19 protein-coding genes and 1 pseudogene are annotated in these 16,021 nt (G+C 70.6%); 11 read left to right on the plus strand and 9 right to left on the minus strand.

Annotation, left to right across the window (positions count from 1 at the left end; all coding sequences use genetic code 11):
- From ACIQM0_RS09400 to ACIQM0_RS09410, 3 genes are all read right to left on the minus strand, one after another.
- Nucleotides 1–329: electron transfer flavoprotein subunit beta/FixA family protein (locus ACIQM0_RS09400; protein ID WP_401285130.1), on the minus strand; the 329-nt coding region annotated here is incomplete at its 3' end.
- 201 nt (nt 330–530) lie between these two features.
- Nucleotides 531–1,037: a flavin reductase family protein gene (locus tag ACIQM0_RS09405; RefSeq protein ID WP_401285132.1), complete on the minus strand. Its 507-nt coding sequence runs from the start codon at nt 1,035–1,037 to the stop codon at nt 531–533.
- A 199-nt stretch (nt 1,038–1,236) separates the two neighbouring features.
- Nucleotides 1,237–1,545 (minus strand): TlpA family protein disulfide reductase, encoded by a 309-nt coding sequence (locus ACIQM0_RS09410; protein ID WP_401285787.1) that lies wholly within the window; start codon nt 1,543–1,545, stop codon nt 1,237–1,239.
- Nucleotides 1,546–1,781: 236 nt separating this feature from the next.
- Between ACIQM0_RS09410 and ACIQM0_RS09415 the strand changes: the two genes are divergently transcribed.
- On the plus strand, nt 1,782–2,504 hold the full coding sequence (locus tag ACIQM0_RS09415) for a lysophospholipid acyltransferase family protein (protein WP_363029897.1): 723 nt from the start codon (nt 1,782–1,784) through the stop codon (nt 2,502–2,504).
- A gap of 73 nt (nt 2,505–2,577) precedes the next feature.
- Here the strand turns inward: ACIQM0_RS09415 and ACIQM0_RS09420 are convergent, their stop codons facing one another.
- The 4 genes from ACIQM0_RS09420 to ACIQM0_RS09435 all read right to left on the minus strand — a co-directional run bounded on the left by ACIQM0_RS09420 (nt 2,578) and on the right by ACIQM0_RS09435 (nt 6,502).
- Nucleotides 2,578–3,177 carry a transglutaminase family protein gene (locus ACIQM0_RS09420; protein WP_401285135.1) on the minus strand — a complete coding sequence of 200 codons (600 nt, stop codon included), beginning with the start codon at nt 3,175–3,177 and terminating at the stop codon, nt 2,578–2,580.
- A 72-nt stretch (nt 3,178–3,249) separates the two neighbouring features.
- Entirely contained in the window at nt 3,250–4,332 is a 1,083-nt protein-coding gene (locus ACIQM0_RS09425) for a threonine aldolase family protein (RefSeq protein ID WP_385035060.1), read from the minus strand.
- Nucleotides 4,311–5,078: an SDR family NAD(P)-dependent oxidoreductase gene (locus ACIQM0_RS09430; RefSeq protein ID WP_401285138.1), complete on the minus strand. Its 768-nt coding sequence runs from the start codon at nt 5,076–5,078 to the stop codon at nt 4,311–4,313. The genes ACIQM0_RS09425 and ACIQM0_RS09430 overlap by 22 nt, the downstream gene beginning before the upstream one ends.
- A gap of 26 nt (nt 5,079–5,104) precedes the next feature.
- Entirely contained in the window at nt 5,105–6,502 is a 1,398-nt protein-coding gene (locus ACIQM0_RS09435) for a DUF6421 family protein (RefSeq protein WP_401285141.1), read from the minus strand.
- 535 nt (nt 6,503–7,037) lie between these two features.
- Here ACIQM0_RS09435 and ACIQM0_RS09440 point away from each other — a divergent pair.
- Complete coding sequence (locus ACIQM0_RS09440; protein WP_385035064.1) at nt 7,038–7,721, plus strand: glycerophosphodiester phosphodiesterase; 684 nt, start codon at nt 7,038–7,040, stop codon at nt 7,719–7,721.
- A gap of 7 nt (nt 7,722–7,728) precedes the next feature.
- Here ACIQM0_RS09440 and ACIQM0_RS09445 read toward each other — a convergent pair whose 3' ends face one another.
- Nucleotides 7,729–8,286, minus strand: a complete 558-nt coding sequence (locus ACIQM0_RS09445; RefSeq protein ID WP_401285143.1) for a GNAT family N-acetyltransferase — start codon at nt 8,284–8,286, stop codon at nt 7,729–7,731.
- Between the two features lie 75 nt (nt 8,287–8,361).
- Here ACIQM0_RS09445 and ACIQM0_RS09450 point away from each other — a divergent pair, with 75 nt between their 5' ends.
- The 7 genes from ACIQM0_RS09450 (at nt 8,362) to ACIQM0_RS09480 (ending at nt 12,625) form a co-directional block, all read left to right on the plus strand.
- Complete coding sequence (locus ACIQM0_RS09450; RefSeq protein WP_385035068.1) at nt 8,362–8,748, plus strand: VOC family protein; 387 nt, start codon at nt 8,362–8,364, stop codon at nt 8,746–8,748.
- Between the two features lie 141 nt (nt 8,749–8,889).
- A complete protein-coding gene (locus ACIQM0_RS09455) occupies nt 8,890–9,480 on the plus strand; it encodes a DUF5134 domain-containing protein (protein ID WP_401285147.1) in 591 nt (196 codons plus the stop codon).
- A gap of 86 nt (nt 9,481–9,566) precedes the next feature.
- Nucleotides 9,567–10,502: a M56 family metallopeptidase gene (locus ACIQM0_RS09460; RefSeq protein ID WP_401285149.1), complete on the plus strand. Its 936-nt coding sequence runs from the start codon at nt 9,567–9,569 to the stop codon at nt 10,500–10,502.
- 90 nt (nt 10,503–10,592) lie between these two features.
- Nucleotides 10,593–11,288: a phosphatase PAP2 family protein gene (locus ACIQM0_RS09465; RefSeq protein WP_401285152.1), complete on the plus strand. Its 696-nt coding sequence runs from the start codon at nt 10,593–10,595 to the stop codon at nt 11,286–11,288.
- Nucleotides 11,289–11,335: 47 nt separating this feature from the next.
- Nucleotides 11,336–12,037: an HAD family hydrolase gene (locus ACIQM0_RS09470; RefSeq protein ID WP_401285155.1), complete on the plus strand. Its 702-nt coding sequence runs from the start codon at nt 11,336–11,338 to the stop codon at nt 12,035–12,037.
- Nucleotides 12,038–12,107: 70 nt separating this feature from the next.
- Nucleotides 12,108–12,287: a hypothetical protein gene (locus ACIQM0_RS09475; protein ID WP_401285158.1), complete on the plus strand. Its 180-nt coding sequence runs from the start codon at nt 12,108–12,110 to the stop codon at nt 12,285–12,287.
- Nucleotides 12,288–12,400: 113 nt separating this feature from the next.
- Nucleotides 12,401–12,625 carry a hypothetical protein gene (locus ACIQM0_RS09480; RefSeq protein ID WP_073736035.1) on the plus strand — a complete coding sequence of 75 codons (225 nt, stop codon included), beginning with the start codon at nt 12,401–12,403 and terminating at the stop codon, nt 12,623–12,625.
- Between the two features lie 135 nt (nt 12,626–12,760).
- Here ACIQM0_RS09480 and ACIQM0_RS09485 read toward each other — a convergent pair whose 3' ends face one another.
- A complete protein-coding gene (locus tag ACIQM0_RS09485) occupies nt 12,761–14,251 on the minus strand; it encodes an LVIVD repeat-containing protein (RefSeq protein WP_401285161.1) in 1,491 nt (496 codons plus the stop codon).
- Nucleotides 14,252–14,432: 181 nt separating this feature from the next.
- Between ACIQM0_RS09485 and ACIQM0_RS09490 the strand changes: the two genes are divergently transcribed.
- Together ACIQM0_RS09490 and ACIQM0_RS09495 are read left to right on the plus strand one after the other, a co-directional pair.
- A complete protein-coding gene (locus ACIQM0_RS09490; RefSeq protein WP_401285788.1) occupies nt 14,433–15,098 on the plus strand; it encodes a DUF305 domain-containing protein in 666 nt (221 codons plus the stop codon).
- Between the two features lie 162 nt (nt 15,099–15,260).
- Nucleotides 15,261–16,019 (plus strand): annotated as a pseudogene (locus ACIQM0_RS09495) (NADP oxidoreductase); the annotation flags it as partial.
- Between the last annotated feature and the right edge of the window lie 2 nt (nt 16,020–16,021).

Genomic DNA, 16,021 nt, shown 5'->3' on the forward strand with positions numbered 1-16,021 from the left:
TTCTCGACCGCCTTCGCCAGCACCAACGACGTACCGATCGCATCCGTGCCGTGCAGATCGTCGTCCTCGACGTGAACAGCCTTGTCCGCACCCATCGACAACGCCTTGCGCAACGCGTCCTTGGCATCCTCCGGACCCACCGTCAACACGGTGACCTCCGCGCCATCGACCCCGTCCGCGATCTGCAACGCCTGCTCGACCGCGTACTCATCCAGCTCCGACAACAGCCCGTCGACATCCTCACGATCCAACGTCAGGTCATCGGCGAAATGCCGGTCACCGGTCGCGTCGGGCACGTACTTCACACAGACAACGATCCTCAAGCTCACGCCGGCTCTCCTACTGCATCGTCATTTCCGGGCTGCCTTGTTGCACGCAGCATAGGCGCCTGATGGGGCGATTTCCGGTCGGTGCGACCGACGCTCCGACCGTAATATTACTCGCCAGTACACCCAGTACCTGCCCCATAGGCAAGCGCTCTGAACTGTGATCTGTCCAACGCCGCCCCGCCCCGTGCCACCAAGGGGTTCTCAGTCTCGCAGAGCCGTGAACCGCCCCTGGTGGTAGACCAGCGGCCGCCCGGAGCCGGCCGGGTCCCCGACCACCGCCTGGGCGATCACGATCCGGTGGTCCCCCGCCGGGATCCGCGCCACGACCCGGCAGACCAGCCACGCCAGCACGCCATCGAGCACCGGGACGCCTTCCGGCCCGCTGCGCCAGTAGGTGGACGGACCGAAGCGGTCGGCACCGCTGCGGGCGAAGGTGGCGGCCAGCTCCTGCTGGTGTTCGCCGAGTATGTGGACTCCGATGTGCTCCGCCTCCGCGACGACCGGCCAGCTGGAGGACGAGGTACCCACGCCGAAGGAGATGAGGGGTGGCTCGGCGGCCACGGAGTTGAGGGAGGTGGCCGTGAAGCCGACCGGCTGGTCACCGGCGGCGGTGATCACGGCGACTCCGGCCGCGTGCTGCCGGAACACGGAGCGGAGGAGGTCCGGGGATGCCGTCCGGGCGTTGCCGAGCTCGGGTGATGCCGTCATGGGAGATGCCGTCCTTCTGCGCGTCGGGGTACGGGGCCGTGGATGCTCAGGCGTCCGGACAGCGCGCACTCGCACAGCGGGCGAGGTCGACGTGGACCCGGCCGTAGAGAAGGAGTACTGGCGGCATAGCGTCAGACTGACGATGCATGGTGGGTGCAGTCAAGACCGTCCCACAAGGTGGGAGATGCGTCACGGTCCGTCATATCGCCAGCCCCAGTGCGGCCACGACATCGACGGTGCGTGGCTGCCCGACAGCCCGTCGGACGATCCGGCCCGAGGCGTCGAGCACCAGAACGGTCGGCGTTCTGCTGATGTCGAGCGCGCGCACGAGAGTGAGATGCGCCTCGGCGTCGATCTCCACGTGGACGACTCCGTCGACCATTCCCACCACCTCGTCGAGCGTGCGCCGGGTGGCCCGGCAGGGCTGGCAGAACGCGCTGGAGAACTGGACGAGAGTCGCCCGCTCCCCCAGTTCCACGCCGAGTTGGGCGATATCCAGCCTGTTCATCTGTGCCTGCCCGTCCACTTCCGGCCTCCTGTCAGAGCTCTGCCCAAAGAGTCAGCGTCCGCGTCCGCCGGGACATTCCCGGTTGTTCCACGTGACGAGAATCTCGCGCCCCGCGCCCGCCGAGACTGGCCACCGCGACGCGCATGGGGCACGATCGGCCCAATGCCGAAAACCTACGGCTGCGTAACTTCCGCCGGGAGGACCCTCCCCAGGCGCTGAAGAAGGGTCTCCCCCAGATGGCAGAACTCGTCTATCGGCCGGTCATCGGCGCCGCTCGTACGTTTTTCAAGGCGCTCGACCTGAAGATCGACACCCAGGGTTCGGAGCACATCCCGAAGACTGGTGGCGCGGTTCTGGTCAGCAATCACATCAGCTATCTGGACTTCATCTTCACCGGGCTGGCGACGCTGCCGCAGAAGCGGCTCGTCCGCTTCATGGCGAAGGAATCGGTCTTCCGGCACAGGGTCTCCGGACCGCTGATGCGTGGCATGAAGCACATTCCCGTCGACCGCAAGCAGGGCGAGGACGCGTATGCGCACGCCCTCGCCTCACTGCGCTCGGGCGAGATCGTCGGTGTGTTCCCCGAGGCGACGATCTCGGAGTCGTTCACGCTGAAGAACTTCAAGTCGGGTGCCGCCCGGCTGGCCCAGGAGGCCGGGGTGCCACTGATCCCGATGGCGCTGTGGGGAACCCAGCGGCTGTGGACCAAGGGCCGCCCGCGCAACTTCAGGCGCAGCCACATCCCGGTGACGATCCGCGTCGGCGAGCCGGTGGAGGCCCCCACCGACCAGTACGCGGGCGCGATCACCCGCCGGCTGCGGGAGCGGGTGCAGGAGCTCCTCGAAGCCGCTCAGCGCGCCTACCCGGTGCGTCCGAGGGACGCGAGCGACACCTGGTGGGTGCCCGCTCACCTCGGCGGTACGGCTCCGACCCCCGCCGAGGTCCGCGAGCGGGGCTGACAGCGACCGGGGCGTGGCCACGGCTGAAACGTCACTCCGGCCGGGTGTTCCCCGCCTGCGTGCCGCTCACTGATCAGAGTGCCGCCGGAAGCGTGTGCCAGAGCTGGGCTCGGTCGGCTGCGGCCCGCAGGCCGCGCAGAACCAGCGGGTGCGGTGCCGCATAGAGCTCCGGGTAGTCCGTTTCGTCGAACTCCGGCCGGACGGGCCAGGCCAGGTGCTCCTCATCCAGTGAGAACCGCGCGTCGACGCCCGGCCGGTTGCCTCTCGGGTCCTGACGGTCCCAGCGGTCCCGGCCGGGAAGGCGCAGCGCGATCAGGCCGTGCACGGGCCCCGGGTCCCCGTTGTCGTCGGCGAGCCGCTGGTAGCAGAGGGCTGCCGGGATGCCCTCCGCGCGCAGCAGGGCGGCCAGGGCGTGGGATTTGGCGTGGCAGATGCCGTTGCGGGTCGCCAGGACGTCCGAGGCGCGCCAGGTGACCCGCATGTCCCCCGAGTCGGCGGAGTGCGTGATGCTGTCGCGTACGAAGTCGAAGGCGGCAGCCGCGTATGCATATGCGTCTTCGGTTACGGAACGCAGGTGCGTGGCTGTCTCCCGGACCAGCGGGTGCCCGTGGTCCATCGCCTCGTCGGCAGCGAGGTAGGCGGCGCTTCCGGGGACCTGCTGAATCAGCTCCATGGCCGCCGAGCGTAGGTATGCGGCCGACCGGAAGTCAATGACTTTCCGGTCAGCCGCATATTCATGCAATGCTTACTGGGCTGCCATCTCTTCCTTGAGCGCGAGGACGAACGCGTCGACGTCGTCCTCCGTGGTGTCGAAGGCGCACATCCAGCGGACGTCCCCGGCCTTCTCGTCCCAGAAGTAGAAGCGGAAGCGCTTCTGCAGCCGCTCGCTCACCGCGTGCGGCAGTCGCGCGAAGACGGCGTTGGCCTGGACGGCGTGGAGGATCTCCACACCGTCCACCGCGCGGACCCCCTCGGCGAGCCGCTGGGCCATGGCGTTGGCGTGCCGGGCGTTGCGCAGCCAGAGGTCGCCGGCGAGCAGTGCCTCCAGTTGCACGGAGACGAAGCGCATCTTGGAGGCGAGCTGCATCGACAGCTTGCGCAGATGCTTCATGGCGCGGACTGCATCGGGGTTCAGGACCACGACGGCCTCGCCGAAGATCGCCCCGTTCTTCGTGCCGCCGAAGGAGAGCACGTCCACGCCCACGGTGTTGGTGAAGGTGCGCATCGGTACGTCCAGGGAGGCCGCGGCATTGGCTATCCGTGCCCCGTCGAGGTGGACCTTCATGCCGTGCCCGTGGGCGTGCTCGCAGATGGCGCGGATCTCGCCGGGTGTGTAGACCGTGCCGAGCTCGGTGTTCTGGGTGATCGAGACGACCTGCGGCATGGCGCGGTGCTCGTCGTCCCAGCCGTACGCCTGCCGGTCGATGAGCTCGGGTGTGAGCTTGCCGTCCTCGGTGGGCACCGTGAGCAGCTTGAGGCCGCCGACCCGCTCCGGGGCGCCACCCTCGTCCACGTTGATGTGGGCGGATTCCGCGCAGATGACGGCGCCCCAGCGGTCGGTCATCGCCTGGAGCGAGACCACGTTGGCGCCGGTTCCGTTGAACACGGGAAAGGCTTCGGCGGTGGGGCCGAAGTGGCTGTGCATCACGCGCTGGAGATGACCGGTGTACTCGTCCTCGCCGTAGGCGATCTGATGTCCGCCGTTGGCGAGGGCGAGGGCCGCCAGGATCTCCGGGTGGGTTCCCGCGTAGTTGTCACTGGCGAAGCCGCGTACCTGCGGGTCGTGATGACGACGCGCGTCGGTCCTTACGGTTGCGGGGTCAGCCACAGGCGCTTTCCGTTCACTTCCGGGGCAGGCCGGTCCCAGACGCCGGCGATGGCATCGGCCAGCTCCTTGACGTCGGTGAAGCCCGCGAACTTCGCATTCGGGCGCTCGGCGCGCATCGCGTCGTGCACCAGTGCCTTCACGACCAGGATCGCAGCCGCGCTCCGGGGGGCGTCCTCGCCCCCCGCCTTGCGGAAGGCGTCGGCGAGCGCGAGGGTCCAGGCCTCTGCCGCCGCCTTCGACGCCGCGTACGCGGCGTTGCCCGCGGTGGGCTTGCTCGCGCCGGCCGCGCTGATCAGCAGGTAGCGACCGCGGTCGCTGCGCTGCAGGCCACCCTGGAAGGCCAGCGAGGTGTGCTGGACGGTCCGGATCAGCAGCTTCTCCAGCAGCGTCCAGTCGGCGAGGTCCGTCTCGGCGAAGCCGGCGCTTCCGCGCCAGCCGCCCACGAGGTGGACGAGCCCGTCGATCCGGCCGAACTCCTTCTCCGTCCTGTCGGCCCACTCATGGGCGGCGCCGAGGTCGAGCAGGTCCACGGTGTCCCCGGTGACGGTGGCGCCGCCGTGGGCATAGCGGGCCGCGTCCACCGCCTCGGCGAGCCGGGCGGCGTTCGCGTCCGAGGCGACGACGATCGCGCCCGCCTCCGCGAGCCGGAGCAGCGTGGCCCGGCCGGCCGGTCCGGCCGCCCCCGCCACGGCGACCACGGCCCCTTCGAGCGCACCGCTCCCGCTGCTCCTGCCGTTTGTGTTCATGGTCACCGTCTCCTCGCTCCGTGCGCTCACGCGGCCGCCTGCCCGGCGTCCGCGGCGGTGATCCCCTTGGTGGAGGCGATCACGTTCTTCAGTTTCTTGGAGAGCGCCTCATAGAACATGCTGAGGGGAAACTCGTCCGGAAGCACGTCGTCGACGAGTTTGCGGGGCGGCTGGGAGAGGTCCAGGGCGTCGGGGCCCTTGGCCCAGCGGGAGCCGGGGTGCGGCGCCAGATACTCGGCGACCAGGTCGTACGCGGCGAACCAGTGGACGAGCTTGGGGCGGTCGATGCCGTCGCGGTAGAGCTTCTCGATCTCGCCGCAGAGCTGGTTGGTGATCTGCGGGGCCAGCTCCCAGTCGATCTTCAGGGTGTTGTCGGTCCAGCGCACGACATCGTGCTTGTGGAGGTAGGCGAAGAGGAGCTGGCCGCCGAGACCGTCGTAGTTGCGGACGCGCTCGCCGGTGACCGGGAAGCGGAACATCCGGTCGAACAGCACGGCGTACTGGACGTCGCGGCCCTGGCCGAAGCCGTCGGCCTCCAGCTTCACGGCCTCCCGGAAGGCGGTGAGGTCGCAGCGCAGCTCTTCGAGGCCGTACATCCAGAACGGCTGGCGCTGCTTGATCATGAACGGGTCGAACGGCAGGTCACCGTGGCTGTGGGTGCGGTCGTGGACCATGTCCCAGAGCACGAAGGCCTGCTCGCAGCGCTGCTGGTCGCCGACCATCTCGCGGATGTCGTCGGGCAGCTCGACGCCGAGGAGCTCGACGGACGCCTCGGTGACCCGGCGGAAGCGGGCGGCCTCCCGGTCGCAGAAGATGCCGCCCCAGCTGAAGCGCTCGGGGGCCTCGCGCACGGCGATGGTCTCCGGGAAGAGCACCGCGGAGTTGGTGTCGTACCCGGAGGTGAAGTCCTCGAAGGTGATCCCGCAGAACAGCGGGTTGTCGTAACGGGTCGCCTCCAGGTCGGCGAGCCACTCGGGCCAGACCATCCGGAGCACGACCGCCTCGAGGTTGCGGTCGGGGTTGCCGTTCTGCGTGTACATCGCGAAGACGACCAGGTGCTGCAGCCCGTCGGCGCGCTCCTTGGCCGGCTGGAAGGCGAGCAGCGAGTCGAGGAAGTCCGGGACACCGAAGCCGTCGGCCGCCCAGCGGCGCAGGTCCGCGACGAGGGCCCGGTGGTAGGCGGCGTCGTGCGGGAGCAGCGGGGAGAGCTGCTCGACCGCGGCGGTCACCCGGTCCAGCGTCGCCTCGGCGACCGCCGGGGCGGGTGCGCCCTCGGCGTCGAAGTCGATGGAGCCGTCCTTCGACTGCCAGGGACGGATCTCCTCCACGGCATCCTTGAGCGCGGGCCAGGCCGGGTGCTCGATCACCCGCTGAGCGGCAGTTATGCCGTCGGCTGCGGCGTCGTGCACAAGAATTTCCGTCATAACACTTCCTCCACAGGAGAACCTCGCGTCAAGTAACCGTATCCGTCTGTGGTTCTCCGAGACAAGTGGAGCCCTGGAAATTATCCTGTCCGACCCCATGGTCACCGCGTTTTTTCCTGTCGTGGAACGGTGCGGCAGTCGCTTCATTGGGCCGCCGGTCATGAGGGGCCCCGGAGGGGCTGGGCGCTCACCCGGCTTCGCACGGCCGCCCGGCAACCCCGTGCGAGACACGCCCACACACGAGTGACGCAGCTAGCGGGGCGCGCGCCGCGGCCGATAGGACGGACGGCGTCAGCTCTTCCCGTACCCCTCCGGAGAACCGCCGCGTGAGCATCCGTGCCGTCCTCGTCGCAGCCGTCATCACCGGGTTCCTGCTCGGCGCAGCCGATGTCCAGGGGCACGGCGCGCCGCTCGCCCGCCCGGCCGCGCCGCTCGCCGCGACGGGACGCCAGGGTGTCGAATCGCGGTCATGCCGTGGTGCCGCGTGGGTAGGAGCGGCACACGGGGAGACGCCGTCGACGGAAGCGAGAGTGCCTTGTCTTTTCTCACCATCGGTCACCGCGGGGTGATGGGTGTCGAACCGGAGAACACCCTGCGTTCGTTCGTCCACGCCGAGCAGGCGGGGATGGACCTCATCGAACTGGACCTTCACCTGAGCAAGGACGGCGCCCTCGCCGTCATGCACGACGCCGAAGTGGACCGTACGACCGACGGCAAGGGCCCGATCGCGGAGAAGACCCTGACCGAGCTGCGCGAGCTCGACGCCGGCCGGGGCGAGCGGGTGCCGGTCTTCGAGGAGGTCCTCGACGCCGTGGCATCCCCGTTGCAGGCGGAGATCAAGGACGTGGCCGCCGCCCGCACGCTGGCGGAGGTGATGCGGCGGCGCGATCTCGTCGACCGGGTCGAGGTGATCTCGTTCCATGACGAGGCGATCGCCGAGATCGCGCAGCTGGTGCCCGGGGTGCGCACGGCGCTCGTCGCCAGCCGCTGGGGCGGCGACCTGGTGGACCGCGCGAAGGCGGTGGGCGCCACCCGGCTGGTGCTCAACGTCCGGCGCATCACCCTGGAGCTGGTCGAGAAGGCGCACGCGGAAGGGCTGACGGTGGTCGGCTGGGTGGTCAACACCCAGGACCACCTGCGGCTCGCCCGGGGGCTCGGGCTCGACGGCGCGACCACCGACTTCCCGGAGATCCGCCGCGCGGGCCGGTTCACCGCATAGCCGCTTCTCAGCCCGTCGGCAGGTCCTTGACCAGCAGTTCGAAGGCGAGATCGTCGCGCTGCGGGATACCGAAGCGCTCGTCGCCGTACGGGAACGGGCTCATCTTTCCCGTACGGCGGTAGCCGCGCCGCTCGTACCAGGCGATCAGATCCTCCCGGACCGAGATCACGGTCATGTGCATCTCCCGCACACCCCAGCCCTCCCGGACCGTGCGCTCGGCCTCGGCGATGATCACCTTGCCCAGGCCCCCGCCCTGGAGCGAGGGACGGACCGCGAACATTCCGAAGTAGGCGGCCTCACCCCGGTGCTCGAGCTGGCAGCAGGCGACCGGTACGCCGTCGCGCTCCACCACGAGCATCCTGCTGCCGGGGGCCTCCACCACCGCGCGGACCCCCTGCGGGTCGGTCCGCCGGCCCTGCAGGATGTCCGCCTCCGTGGTCCATCCCGCGCGGCTGGAGTCACCGCGGTACGCGGACTGGATGAGCTCCACGAGTGCGGGGACATCCGTGTCGGTCGCGTCGCGGAAGGTCAGCTCTTCCGAATCCCGGGGCGGGGCGGTTTCCATGAGGGGGCTCTCCGATTCTCTGCTGTGGCCGTGCCGCAGCAGCGTAGCTCTGCGGCACGGCCTACGCTCCGGACCATGGTTCATGTGCTGAGCAGCCGGATCCTGTTGCACCCCACGGATCCCGAACGGTCACGTGTCTTCTACGGGGAGTCACTCGGGCTGCCCGTCTACCGGGAGTTCGGCACCGGTCCGGAGCGGGGGACGGTCTACTTCCTGGGCGGCGGCTTCCTGGAAGTGTCCGGCCGCGCTGACGCGCCACCGGCTCCCGGGCTGCTGCTGTGGCTCCAGGTGGCCGATGTGCGGGCGGCGTACGAGGAGGTGTCGGCCCGCGGTGTGGAGGTGCTGCGGGCTCCGAGACGTGAGCCCTGGGGGCTCGACGAGATGTGGATCTCCGATCCGGACGGGGTCCGCATCGCCGTCGTCGAGGTGCCCGAGGACCATCCGCTGCGCTTCCGGCCCTGACATCCGGGCCGCTCGCACCCCGCGCATCGCCATACACCCCCGTCGCGCGCTCCCCCAGTACTCCAGTGCGCCGCGTACAGACGTCCGGCCCCGGGCATCGACTAGACGACGGCGATGTCGTTCGCCCGGGGGAGGTCTGCTGTGCATGGACCGGCGGTGTCCGGCTGGCTGCTGATGGCGTTGTGCGCGCTGACGGGCGCGTACTGCCTGCTGCGTACCCGCGGCGGGACCGCGGAGGAGCGCAGGACGGCGCGTGCGGAGGCGCTGATGGGCTTCGGCATGGCCGCCATGGCGGTGCCCGCGGCCGTCGTCGCCCCGCCCGCGTGGGGATGGGCCGTGTACGCGGCGCTGTTCGGGGTCGCCGCGTTGCGCGCCCTCTGGTTCTCCCGCCGCAGCGGTCACCATCTGCACCATCTGGTCGGCTCGTCGGCGATGGTCTACATGGCCGTCGTGATGGCGGGTCCCGGCGGAGCGGCGCACGGCGGTCACGGATCGCACACCATGGCCGCGGCCGGGGGCGCCCCCCTGCTGACCGGACTGCTCCTCGCCTACTACGCCGCCTACGTACTGCGTTCGGGCGCCCGGCTGATCCCGGTGGCCGCGACGACGGCCGGTGGCGGGATCGTGGCGGGCGGACCGCCGTCGGCGGGCTGGGCGAACAGGCCGGAGCTGGCGCTGGCCTGCCGTCTGACCATGGGGATATCGATGTTCGCGATGCTGCTCACCCTGTGAGACAGCGGGCCCGTCAAACCGTGGCGTACGTCACTTGGCGGGCGCAGCCATACCCGTGCGTGCCGTGCCCCTCATAAGGTGACGCCATGTTGGTCTCCCTCGCGCTGCTGCTGCTCGGTGCACTGGCCGCCGTCGTGGCCCCGCGGCTGATGGCGCGGGCCGAATGGCCGGAGCGCGAGCCCGTCGTGGCGCTGTGGGTATGGCAGTGCGTGGTGGCCGGTGTTCTGCTCTCCTTCGCCCTGTCCATGACGTTCAGCGCGGCCGCGGCCTGGCAGGCGGTGCGCGGCCATGTCTTCGCCCCCGCGCCGCACGCCGTGGTCGACGCCTACGCCCTTGCCGCGTACGGGCCCTGGTCGGCGGTGATGGCGGTGCTGCTGGCACTGGGGGGTGTGTGGACGGCCGCGATGCTGACCCGGGAGATCCGCCGGGCGCAGCAGCGGCGCAGGCAGCGGCGTGCCGAACTCCTGGTGCGTTCCCCGCTGATGCCCGGCGAGGAGCCCGGCAGCGAACGGCTGGTGGTGCTGGAGGGGGAACGCCCCGACGCCTGGTGGCTGCCGGGTGCGGCACCCCAACTGGTCATCACCACCGCGGCGCTGGGACGGTTGAAGGGCCGTCAGCTGGATGCGGTGCTCGCGCACGAACAGGGTCACGCGAAGGCGCGCCACGACTGGCTGCTGAACTGCTCCTCCGCGCTGGCGTCCGGGTTTCCGCAGGTGCCGGTGTTCGCGGCCTTCCGCGGCGAGATGCACCGGCTCGTCGAGCTGGCCGCCGACGATGTGGCGTCCCGCCGCTTCGGCCGGCTGACGATCGCCCTGGCGCTGGTCGAACTCAACGAGGACCGGGGCGTGTTCGGCCCGTCCCCGACGCCGGACGCGCAGGTGCCGCTCCGGGTCGACCGGCTGCTGGCGCCTGCGGGGCGGCTCACCGCGGGACGCCGGCTGCGGCTGACCGCGGCGGCCGCGCTCGTGCCGGCGATTCCGCTGCTGGTCGCGCTCGTTCCGGCGATCAGCGCCCTGGGGTAGCGGCGCGGCGTCCCGGCCCGGCGGGACACACTCTCCGGGACCGGAGCACGGGAATGGCCCCACGTGCCTCGCGTCGGCGAGGATCCCTCCATGCACCACTCCCCGCCCCTCTCCCGTCCGGACCGCACCCGCGCCTCGCGGCAGACCCTGCGCACCGGGACCGTCTGCGCGGCCCTCTTCCTGGTACTGCTGGCCCTGGTCGCCGCGCGGTGGTCCCCGCTGACGAGCCTGGACCATACGGTCGCGGACGCGCTGCACCGGCGGGCGGTGACCGAGCCCGGCCTCGTCCACGTCAACCGGGTGCTGACGGACTGGCTGTGGGATCCCTGGACGATGCGCGGGCTGATCGCCGTCGCCGTGGTGGCCCTGTGGTGGCACGGCGCCCGGCTGCTCGCGGGCTGGGTGGCGGCGACGAGTGTGCTCTCCAGCCTGTTGCAGCAGGGGATCAAGGCCGCCGTCGGCCGGGAGCGTCCCCAGTGGCCGGACCCGGTGGACTCCGCCCACTACGCGGCGTTCCCCTCCGGGCACGCGATGACGGCTGCGGTGAGCTGCGGCCTGCTGCTGTGGCTGCTGCACCGGCGGGGCGCCGGACCCCGGATGTGGCGGGCGGCCCTGGCGGCGGCATGGGTCTCGGTGCTCGGGGTCGGCGTCACCCGGCTCTATCTGGGGGTGCACTGGCCGTCCGATGTGCTGGGCGGGTGGCTGTTGGGGGCCGCGCTGGTCGCGTTCTCGGTGGCGGGATTCGAACGGTGCGAGTCGCGCGAACGGCCTGCGCCGGGCGTCTGAACAGGCGTCCTTGCGGCGTCGTCGCCGCATCGGCAAGGATCGGGGCCATGCCGATCAAGGGTGTGCTCTTCGACTTCTCCGGGACGCTGTTCCGGATCGAGTCCGTCCGGTCCTGGCTCGCCGCGGCCCTCGCGGAGCGGGGGGTGAGCGTGGAGGAGTCCGACTTCGACCGGTACGCACGGGAGCTGGAGGCCACCTGTGCCCTGCCGGGCGGGCCCTCCCCGCAGCGGGTACCGGAAGCCCTGGCGGAGGACTGGGCCTCCCGTGACAAGAGCCCGCAGCGGCACCGGGCGGCGTACACCGGTCTGGCCCGCCAGGTCGCGCTGCCGGATCCCGGGCTGTACGACGCGCTGTACGAACGGCACCGGGTCCCGGCGGCCTGGTGCCCGTATCCGGACGCGGCCGAAGTGCTGGGCGGGCTGGCCGGCAGCGGCGTCCGGATCGGCGTGGTCAGCAACATCGGGTGGGATCTGCGGCCGGTCTTCCGGGCGCACGGCCTGGACGCCTTCGTGGACGCGTATGTGCTGTCCTTCGAGCACGGCACACAGAAGCCGGACGCACAGCTCTTCCACACGGCCTGCACACTTCTCGGACAGCGTCCGACGGATGTGGTGATGGTCGGCGACGACCGGCACGCCGACGCCGGAGCCGCCGCACTGGGCTGCGAGGTGCGGTTCGTGGACCACGCACCGCTGGCCGAGCGGCCCTACGGACTGCGGGAGCTCGGATTGGTGCCCGAGGTTGCCTGAGGAACATGTGAGAGATGTCCCTTGCGCCCAATGGGTCTGATAGACACATCGGGGCCTTAGCCTGGTAGGTATGCCCCCGACTCCGTGCCCGTCCGGTTCCGTGCGTTCCGCCGCAGTGGTGAATGAAGACATTCGCGAACTGTGGCAGCGCTCGGGCGGATGCCTGTCCCCGGAGGACGAGGAGCAGTACCAGCGACTGCTGGTCGAGTGGGCCGCGGCCACGGGCGGCGGCAGCCGGTCCGCTGCCTGAGTGCTGTCCGGTGGGGCGGCCCGGTTCGGCCCTCCGCGCGCCTCCCTGATCTGCCCGGGGCCGGGTTTCCGGTTCCCTGTGCGGCGGCCTGCGGCGCGTCGCACCCTGGAGGCATGACTCCTCCCCCGATCGTGATCTTCCGTCCGTCCCCCTCAGGCGGGCGACGCGTCACCGTCCAGCGCGACGGGCGGGTCCAGATACTCGGCCTCGCGCACTCCGACCACGATGTGATCGTGTTCCTGGAGGGCGCGGGGCTCGACGACCCCGAGCGGATTCTGGACAGCCCCGAGTGGGTGGAGTGGCGGGGCGGGCGGGCGCACCGGTACGAGGCGGCCTGAAACACCCCGGTGGGCCGGGCTCCGCGGGGTGCGGCCCCCTTGCACTCCGGTCCCGCCGGGTGAGGAACCCCGGCGGGACCGTGTGGCAGTCAGGGCCGGCGGGCCGTCCCGCCCTGCGGCGGTCCGGCCGTCGGCTCAGCGGTCGAAGTAGTCCGGCTGCGTCTGGACGTTCAGCTCGTCCGTCCGCACCCGCTTCGCGGGGTCGGTGCGCCGGTCGTCGATCCTCAGGACGTCGAAGCCCTTCTCGATGTCGTTGGAGTAGATGTAGCCGTTGTAGTAGTACGCCGACCACGAGCCGGCCGTGGTGACCTCGTCCGTGGTGACGGGACCGCGCTCGAAGAAGCCGATCTCCTTCGGCTTCGACGAGTCGGTGAAGTCCCACACCGAGACTCCGCCCTGGTACCAGGCCTGGACCATCAGGTCACGGCCCTTGACCGGGATGATCGAACCGTTGTGGGCGACGCAGACCTCGGTGTCGGCCTGCGGGCGGTCGATCTTGAAGTAGCTGCGGAAGACCAGCTTGCGGTGGTCACCCTTGCCGACGATGTCGTAGATGCCGTCGGCCCCGCGCTTCGGGCCGATCTCCTCGTTGCAGGTGGCCGCGCCGCCGCCGCCGAGCTCATCGGTGAAGACGACCTTGTCCGCGCGCTGGTTGAACGTCGCCGAGTGCCAGAACGCGAAGTTCACGTTGTCCTGCACCCGGTCGATGATCTTCGGGTTCTCCGGGTCCTTGATGGAGAACAGCAGGCCGTCGCCCATGCACGCGCCGGCGGCCAGATCCTTGGAGGGCAGCACGGTGATGTCGTGGCAGCCGGTGGTCTTGGACACGCCTGGATTCGTGGGGCCGCCCGGGTTCCCGCCGTCCGGGAAGAGCACCGGGAAGTTCACGACGCGGGACTTCTCGGGTGCCTGGCGCGGCACCTTGATGACGGAGATCCCGTCGTGCGGCGGCCGGCAGTCGGGGAACGTCTCGCTCGGCGAGTACGAGGAGACGTAGATGTAGACGTTCTTGCGCTCGGGGATGATCGTGTGGGTGTGCGATCCGCACGCGGTCTCGACGGCGGCGACGTACTTCGGGTTGCGCTTGTCGCTGATGTCGAAGACCTTCATACCCTCCCAGGAGGACTTCTCCGTGGCGGGCTGGGTGGTGCTCGCGCACGAGTTGTCGCTGCGTGAGGAGTCGGTCGACAGGAAGAGCAGGTTCCCGGAGACGGAGATGTCGTTCTGGGACCCGGGGCACAGGACCTGGGCGACCGTCTTCGGCTTCTTCGGGTTGCTGATGTCGAAGATCCTGAAGCCGTCGAAGTTCCCGGCGAAGGCGTACTTCCCCTGGAAGGCCAGGTCCGTGTTCAGCCCCTGGAGCGCGTCCTTCGGGACGTTGGTGAGATGGGTGATGTTGCCGCTGTGGACGATCTCGTCCACTCCGGGTATCTCACCGCTCCGGATCGCGGCGGTCGCCTCCGCCTCCTGGCGGGTGGAGACTTCGGTTCGGGTCGCGGCCGAGTCACCTGGGCCGGGTGTCGCGGCCGCGGGTCCGGCCATCAGCAGAGTGGCGAAGAGCCCGGCGGCGGCCGCCGCCACGCCCAGACGTCTGCGCCGCACCGGGGTGGTGTGCAACGAGGTCACTGCGTCCTCCCATGGATCCGAATGTGGTTGACCGGTTCACGGACTCCGGCAGTATCGTCCTTGCCATGGCCATATCAACAGATGGCAACAGAGACGTAATGAAAGTTTCTGATCGCAGCTGTGCGTTGACGTGCTAGGACAGAGCGAAACCAACCATGTCTCAACGGAGGTCGCTTTGTTGATTCGCCGTCAGGTCCGATGGTTCCGCGGATTCGCCCTCGCTGCCGCCGTCACCGCGGCCGTACTCACCTCGGCCGGCTGCGACGGGAGCGGCGGTGACAACGGTGCGAAGGACCGGGCGGGCGGCGGCGGTTCGGTCGTGGCGCCCGGAAAGCCGGGCGAGCCGGCACGTACGCTCTCGGCCTCGGAGGCCGCGAAGGCCGCCGCCGGGGCGGACACCCCCAACTCCGCCGACGTCCGCTACGTCCGGATGATGATCCAGCACCACTCCCAGGCGCTGGTACTGACCCGTCTCGTCCCCTCCCGCTCCGGCTCGGCCGCGGTCAAGCGGCTCGCCGAGCGCATCACCGCGTCCCAGCAGCCCGAGATCGGCGCGATGAAGGGCTGGCTCAGCCACCACGGCCGGACGGAGCAGGCCGACGGCCACGACCACGGCGCGATGCCCGGCATGGCCACCGCGGAGCAGCTCGAACAGCTGCGGGCCGCGAAGGGCAAGGCCTTCGACCAGCTGTTCCTCAAGCGCATGATCACCCACCACCAAGGCGCGGTCACCATGGCGACCGAGGTGCTCTCGCAGGGGAACAACATCCAGGTCGAGGAGATGGCCGACGACGTCATCGCCCAGCAGACCACAGAGATCAGCCGGATGCGCGCGCTGCCCTCCTGACGAAACACCGGCGCACCTCTCCCCCCGCCGGGCCCGCCGGTGCGATGCTGGAGGCACCCTCCGGGAAGAGGTGCGCCGTGCAACGCGTTGCCGTCGTCGGCTCCGGCCCCAGCGGGATCTACGCCGCCCAGGCCCTGGTCACCCACCCCCTGCTGCCCGATGAAGGAGCTCCGCGAGCTCGGCGGGCTTCCCGGGGCACGGATCGTCGTGGACCCGGCGGAGCTCGTCCTGGACCCCGCGTACGCCGGTACGGCACCGGGCGCCCCGGCGCTCCCGGCGATGGTGCGGCGGAACCTCGACGTGCTGCGCGGGTGGGCCACGGACGCCCCCGGCGCCGGACGCGCACCGGCCCGGACCCTCGGGCTGCGGTTCTACCTGCGCCCGGTCGAACTCCTTGAGCGCCGGGGGCGGGTGGCCGGTGTGCGGTTCGCCCGAACGGCACCGGACGGCAGCGGCGGCGTGCGGGACACCGGCACGTTCGAGGAGATCGAAGCCCAGCTCGTCCTGCGGGCGGTCGGCTACCGGGGGATGCCGCTGCCCGGCCTGCCCTTCGACCCGGTGCACGGGACGGTGCCCCACCTGGCCGGACGGGTGCTGCGGGACGGGGCCCCGTCGCCCGGACAGTACGTCGCGGGGTGGATCAAGCGCGGCCCGACCGGGGTCATCGGATCGAACCGGTCATGCGCCAAGGAGACGGTCGCGTCCTTGGCCGCGGACGCCCCGCTGCTCGCCGGACGCCCCTCCGCACCGGATCCGGTGGCCGTGTTGCGGGCGTACGGACTGCGGCCGGTGGAGTGGGACGGCTGGCTGTCGATCGAACGGGCGGAGGCGGCCCTGGGACGATCGCTCGGCCGCGGGCCCGTGAAGATCCCGGACTGGCCGGGACTGATGGACGCGGCCCGGGGCGACGGCCTCGCGTAGGG

It is taken from the genome of Streptomyces sp. NPDC091387, from assembly GCF_044756945.1.
Classification (GTDB): domain Bacteria; phylum Actinomycetota; class Actinomycetes; order Streptomycetales; family Streptomycetaceae; genus Streptomyces.

Coding starts and splice junctions, on each gene's coding strand:
- ACIQM0_RS09405 (WP_401285132.1), bottom strand. CDS start 1,037: ATGACGGCATCACCCGAGCTCGGCAACGCCCGGACGGCATCCCCGGAC.
- ACIQM0_RS09410 (WP_401285787.1), bottom strand. CDS start 1,545: ATGAACAGGCTGGATATCGCCCAACTCGGCGTGGAACTGGGGGAGCGG.
- ACIQM0_RS09415 (WP_363029897.1), top strand. CDS start 1,782: ATGGCAGAACTCGTCTATCGGCCGGTCATCGGCGCCGCTCGTACGTTT.
- ACIQM0_RS09420 (WP_401285135.1), bottom strand. CDS start 3,177: ATGGAGCTGATTCAGCAGGTCCCCGGAAGCGCCGCCTACCTCGCTGCC.
- ACIQM0_RS09430 (WP_401285138.1), bottom strand. CDS start 5,078: ATGAACACAAACGGCAGGAGCAGCGGGAGCGGTGCGCTCGAAGGGGCC.
- ACIQM0_RS09435 (WP_401285141.1), bottom strand. CDS start 6,502: ATGACGGAAATTCTTGTGCACGACGCCGCAGCCGACGGCATAACTGCC.
- ACIQM0_RS09445 (WP_401285143.1), bottom strand. CDS start 8,286: ATGGAAACCGCCCCGCCCCGGGATTCGGAAGAGCTGACCTTCCGCGAC.
- ACIQM0_RS09450 (WP_385035068.1), top strand. CDS start 8,362: ATGGTTCATGTGCTGAGCAGCCGGATCCTGTTGCACCCCACGGATCCC.
- ACIQM0_RS09460 (WP_401285149.1), top strand. CDS start 9,567: ATGTTGGTCTCCCTCGCGCTGCTGCTGCTCGGTGCACTGGCCGCCGTC.
- ACIQM0_RS09465 (WP_401285152.1), top strand. CDS start 10,593: ATGCACCACTCCCCGCCCCTCTCCCGTCCGGACCGCACCCGCGCCTCG.
- ACIQM0_RS09470 (WP_401285155.1), top strand. CDS start 11,336: ATGCCGATCAAGGGTGTGCTCTTCGACTTCTCCGGGACGCTGTTCCGG.
- ACIQM0_RS09475 (WP_401285158.1), top strand. CDS start 12,108: ATGCCCCCGACTCCGTGCCCGTCCGGTTCCGTGCGTTCCGCCGCAGTG.
- ACIQM0_RS09480 (WP_073736035.1), top strand. CDS start 12,401: ATGACTCCTCCCCCGATCGTGATCTTCCGTCCGTCCCCCTCAGGCGGG.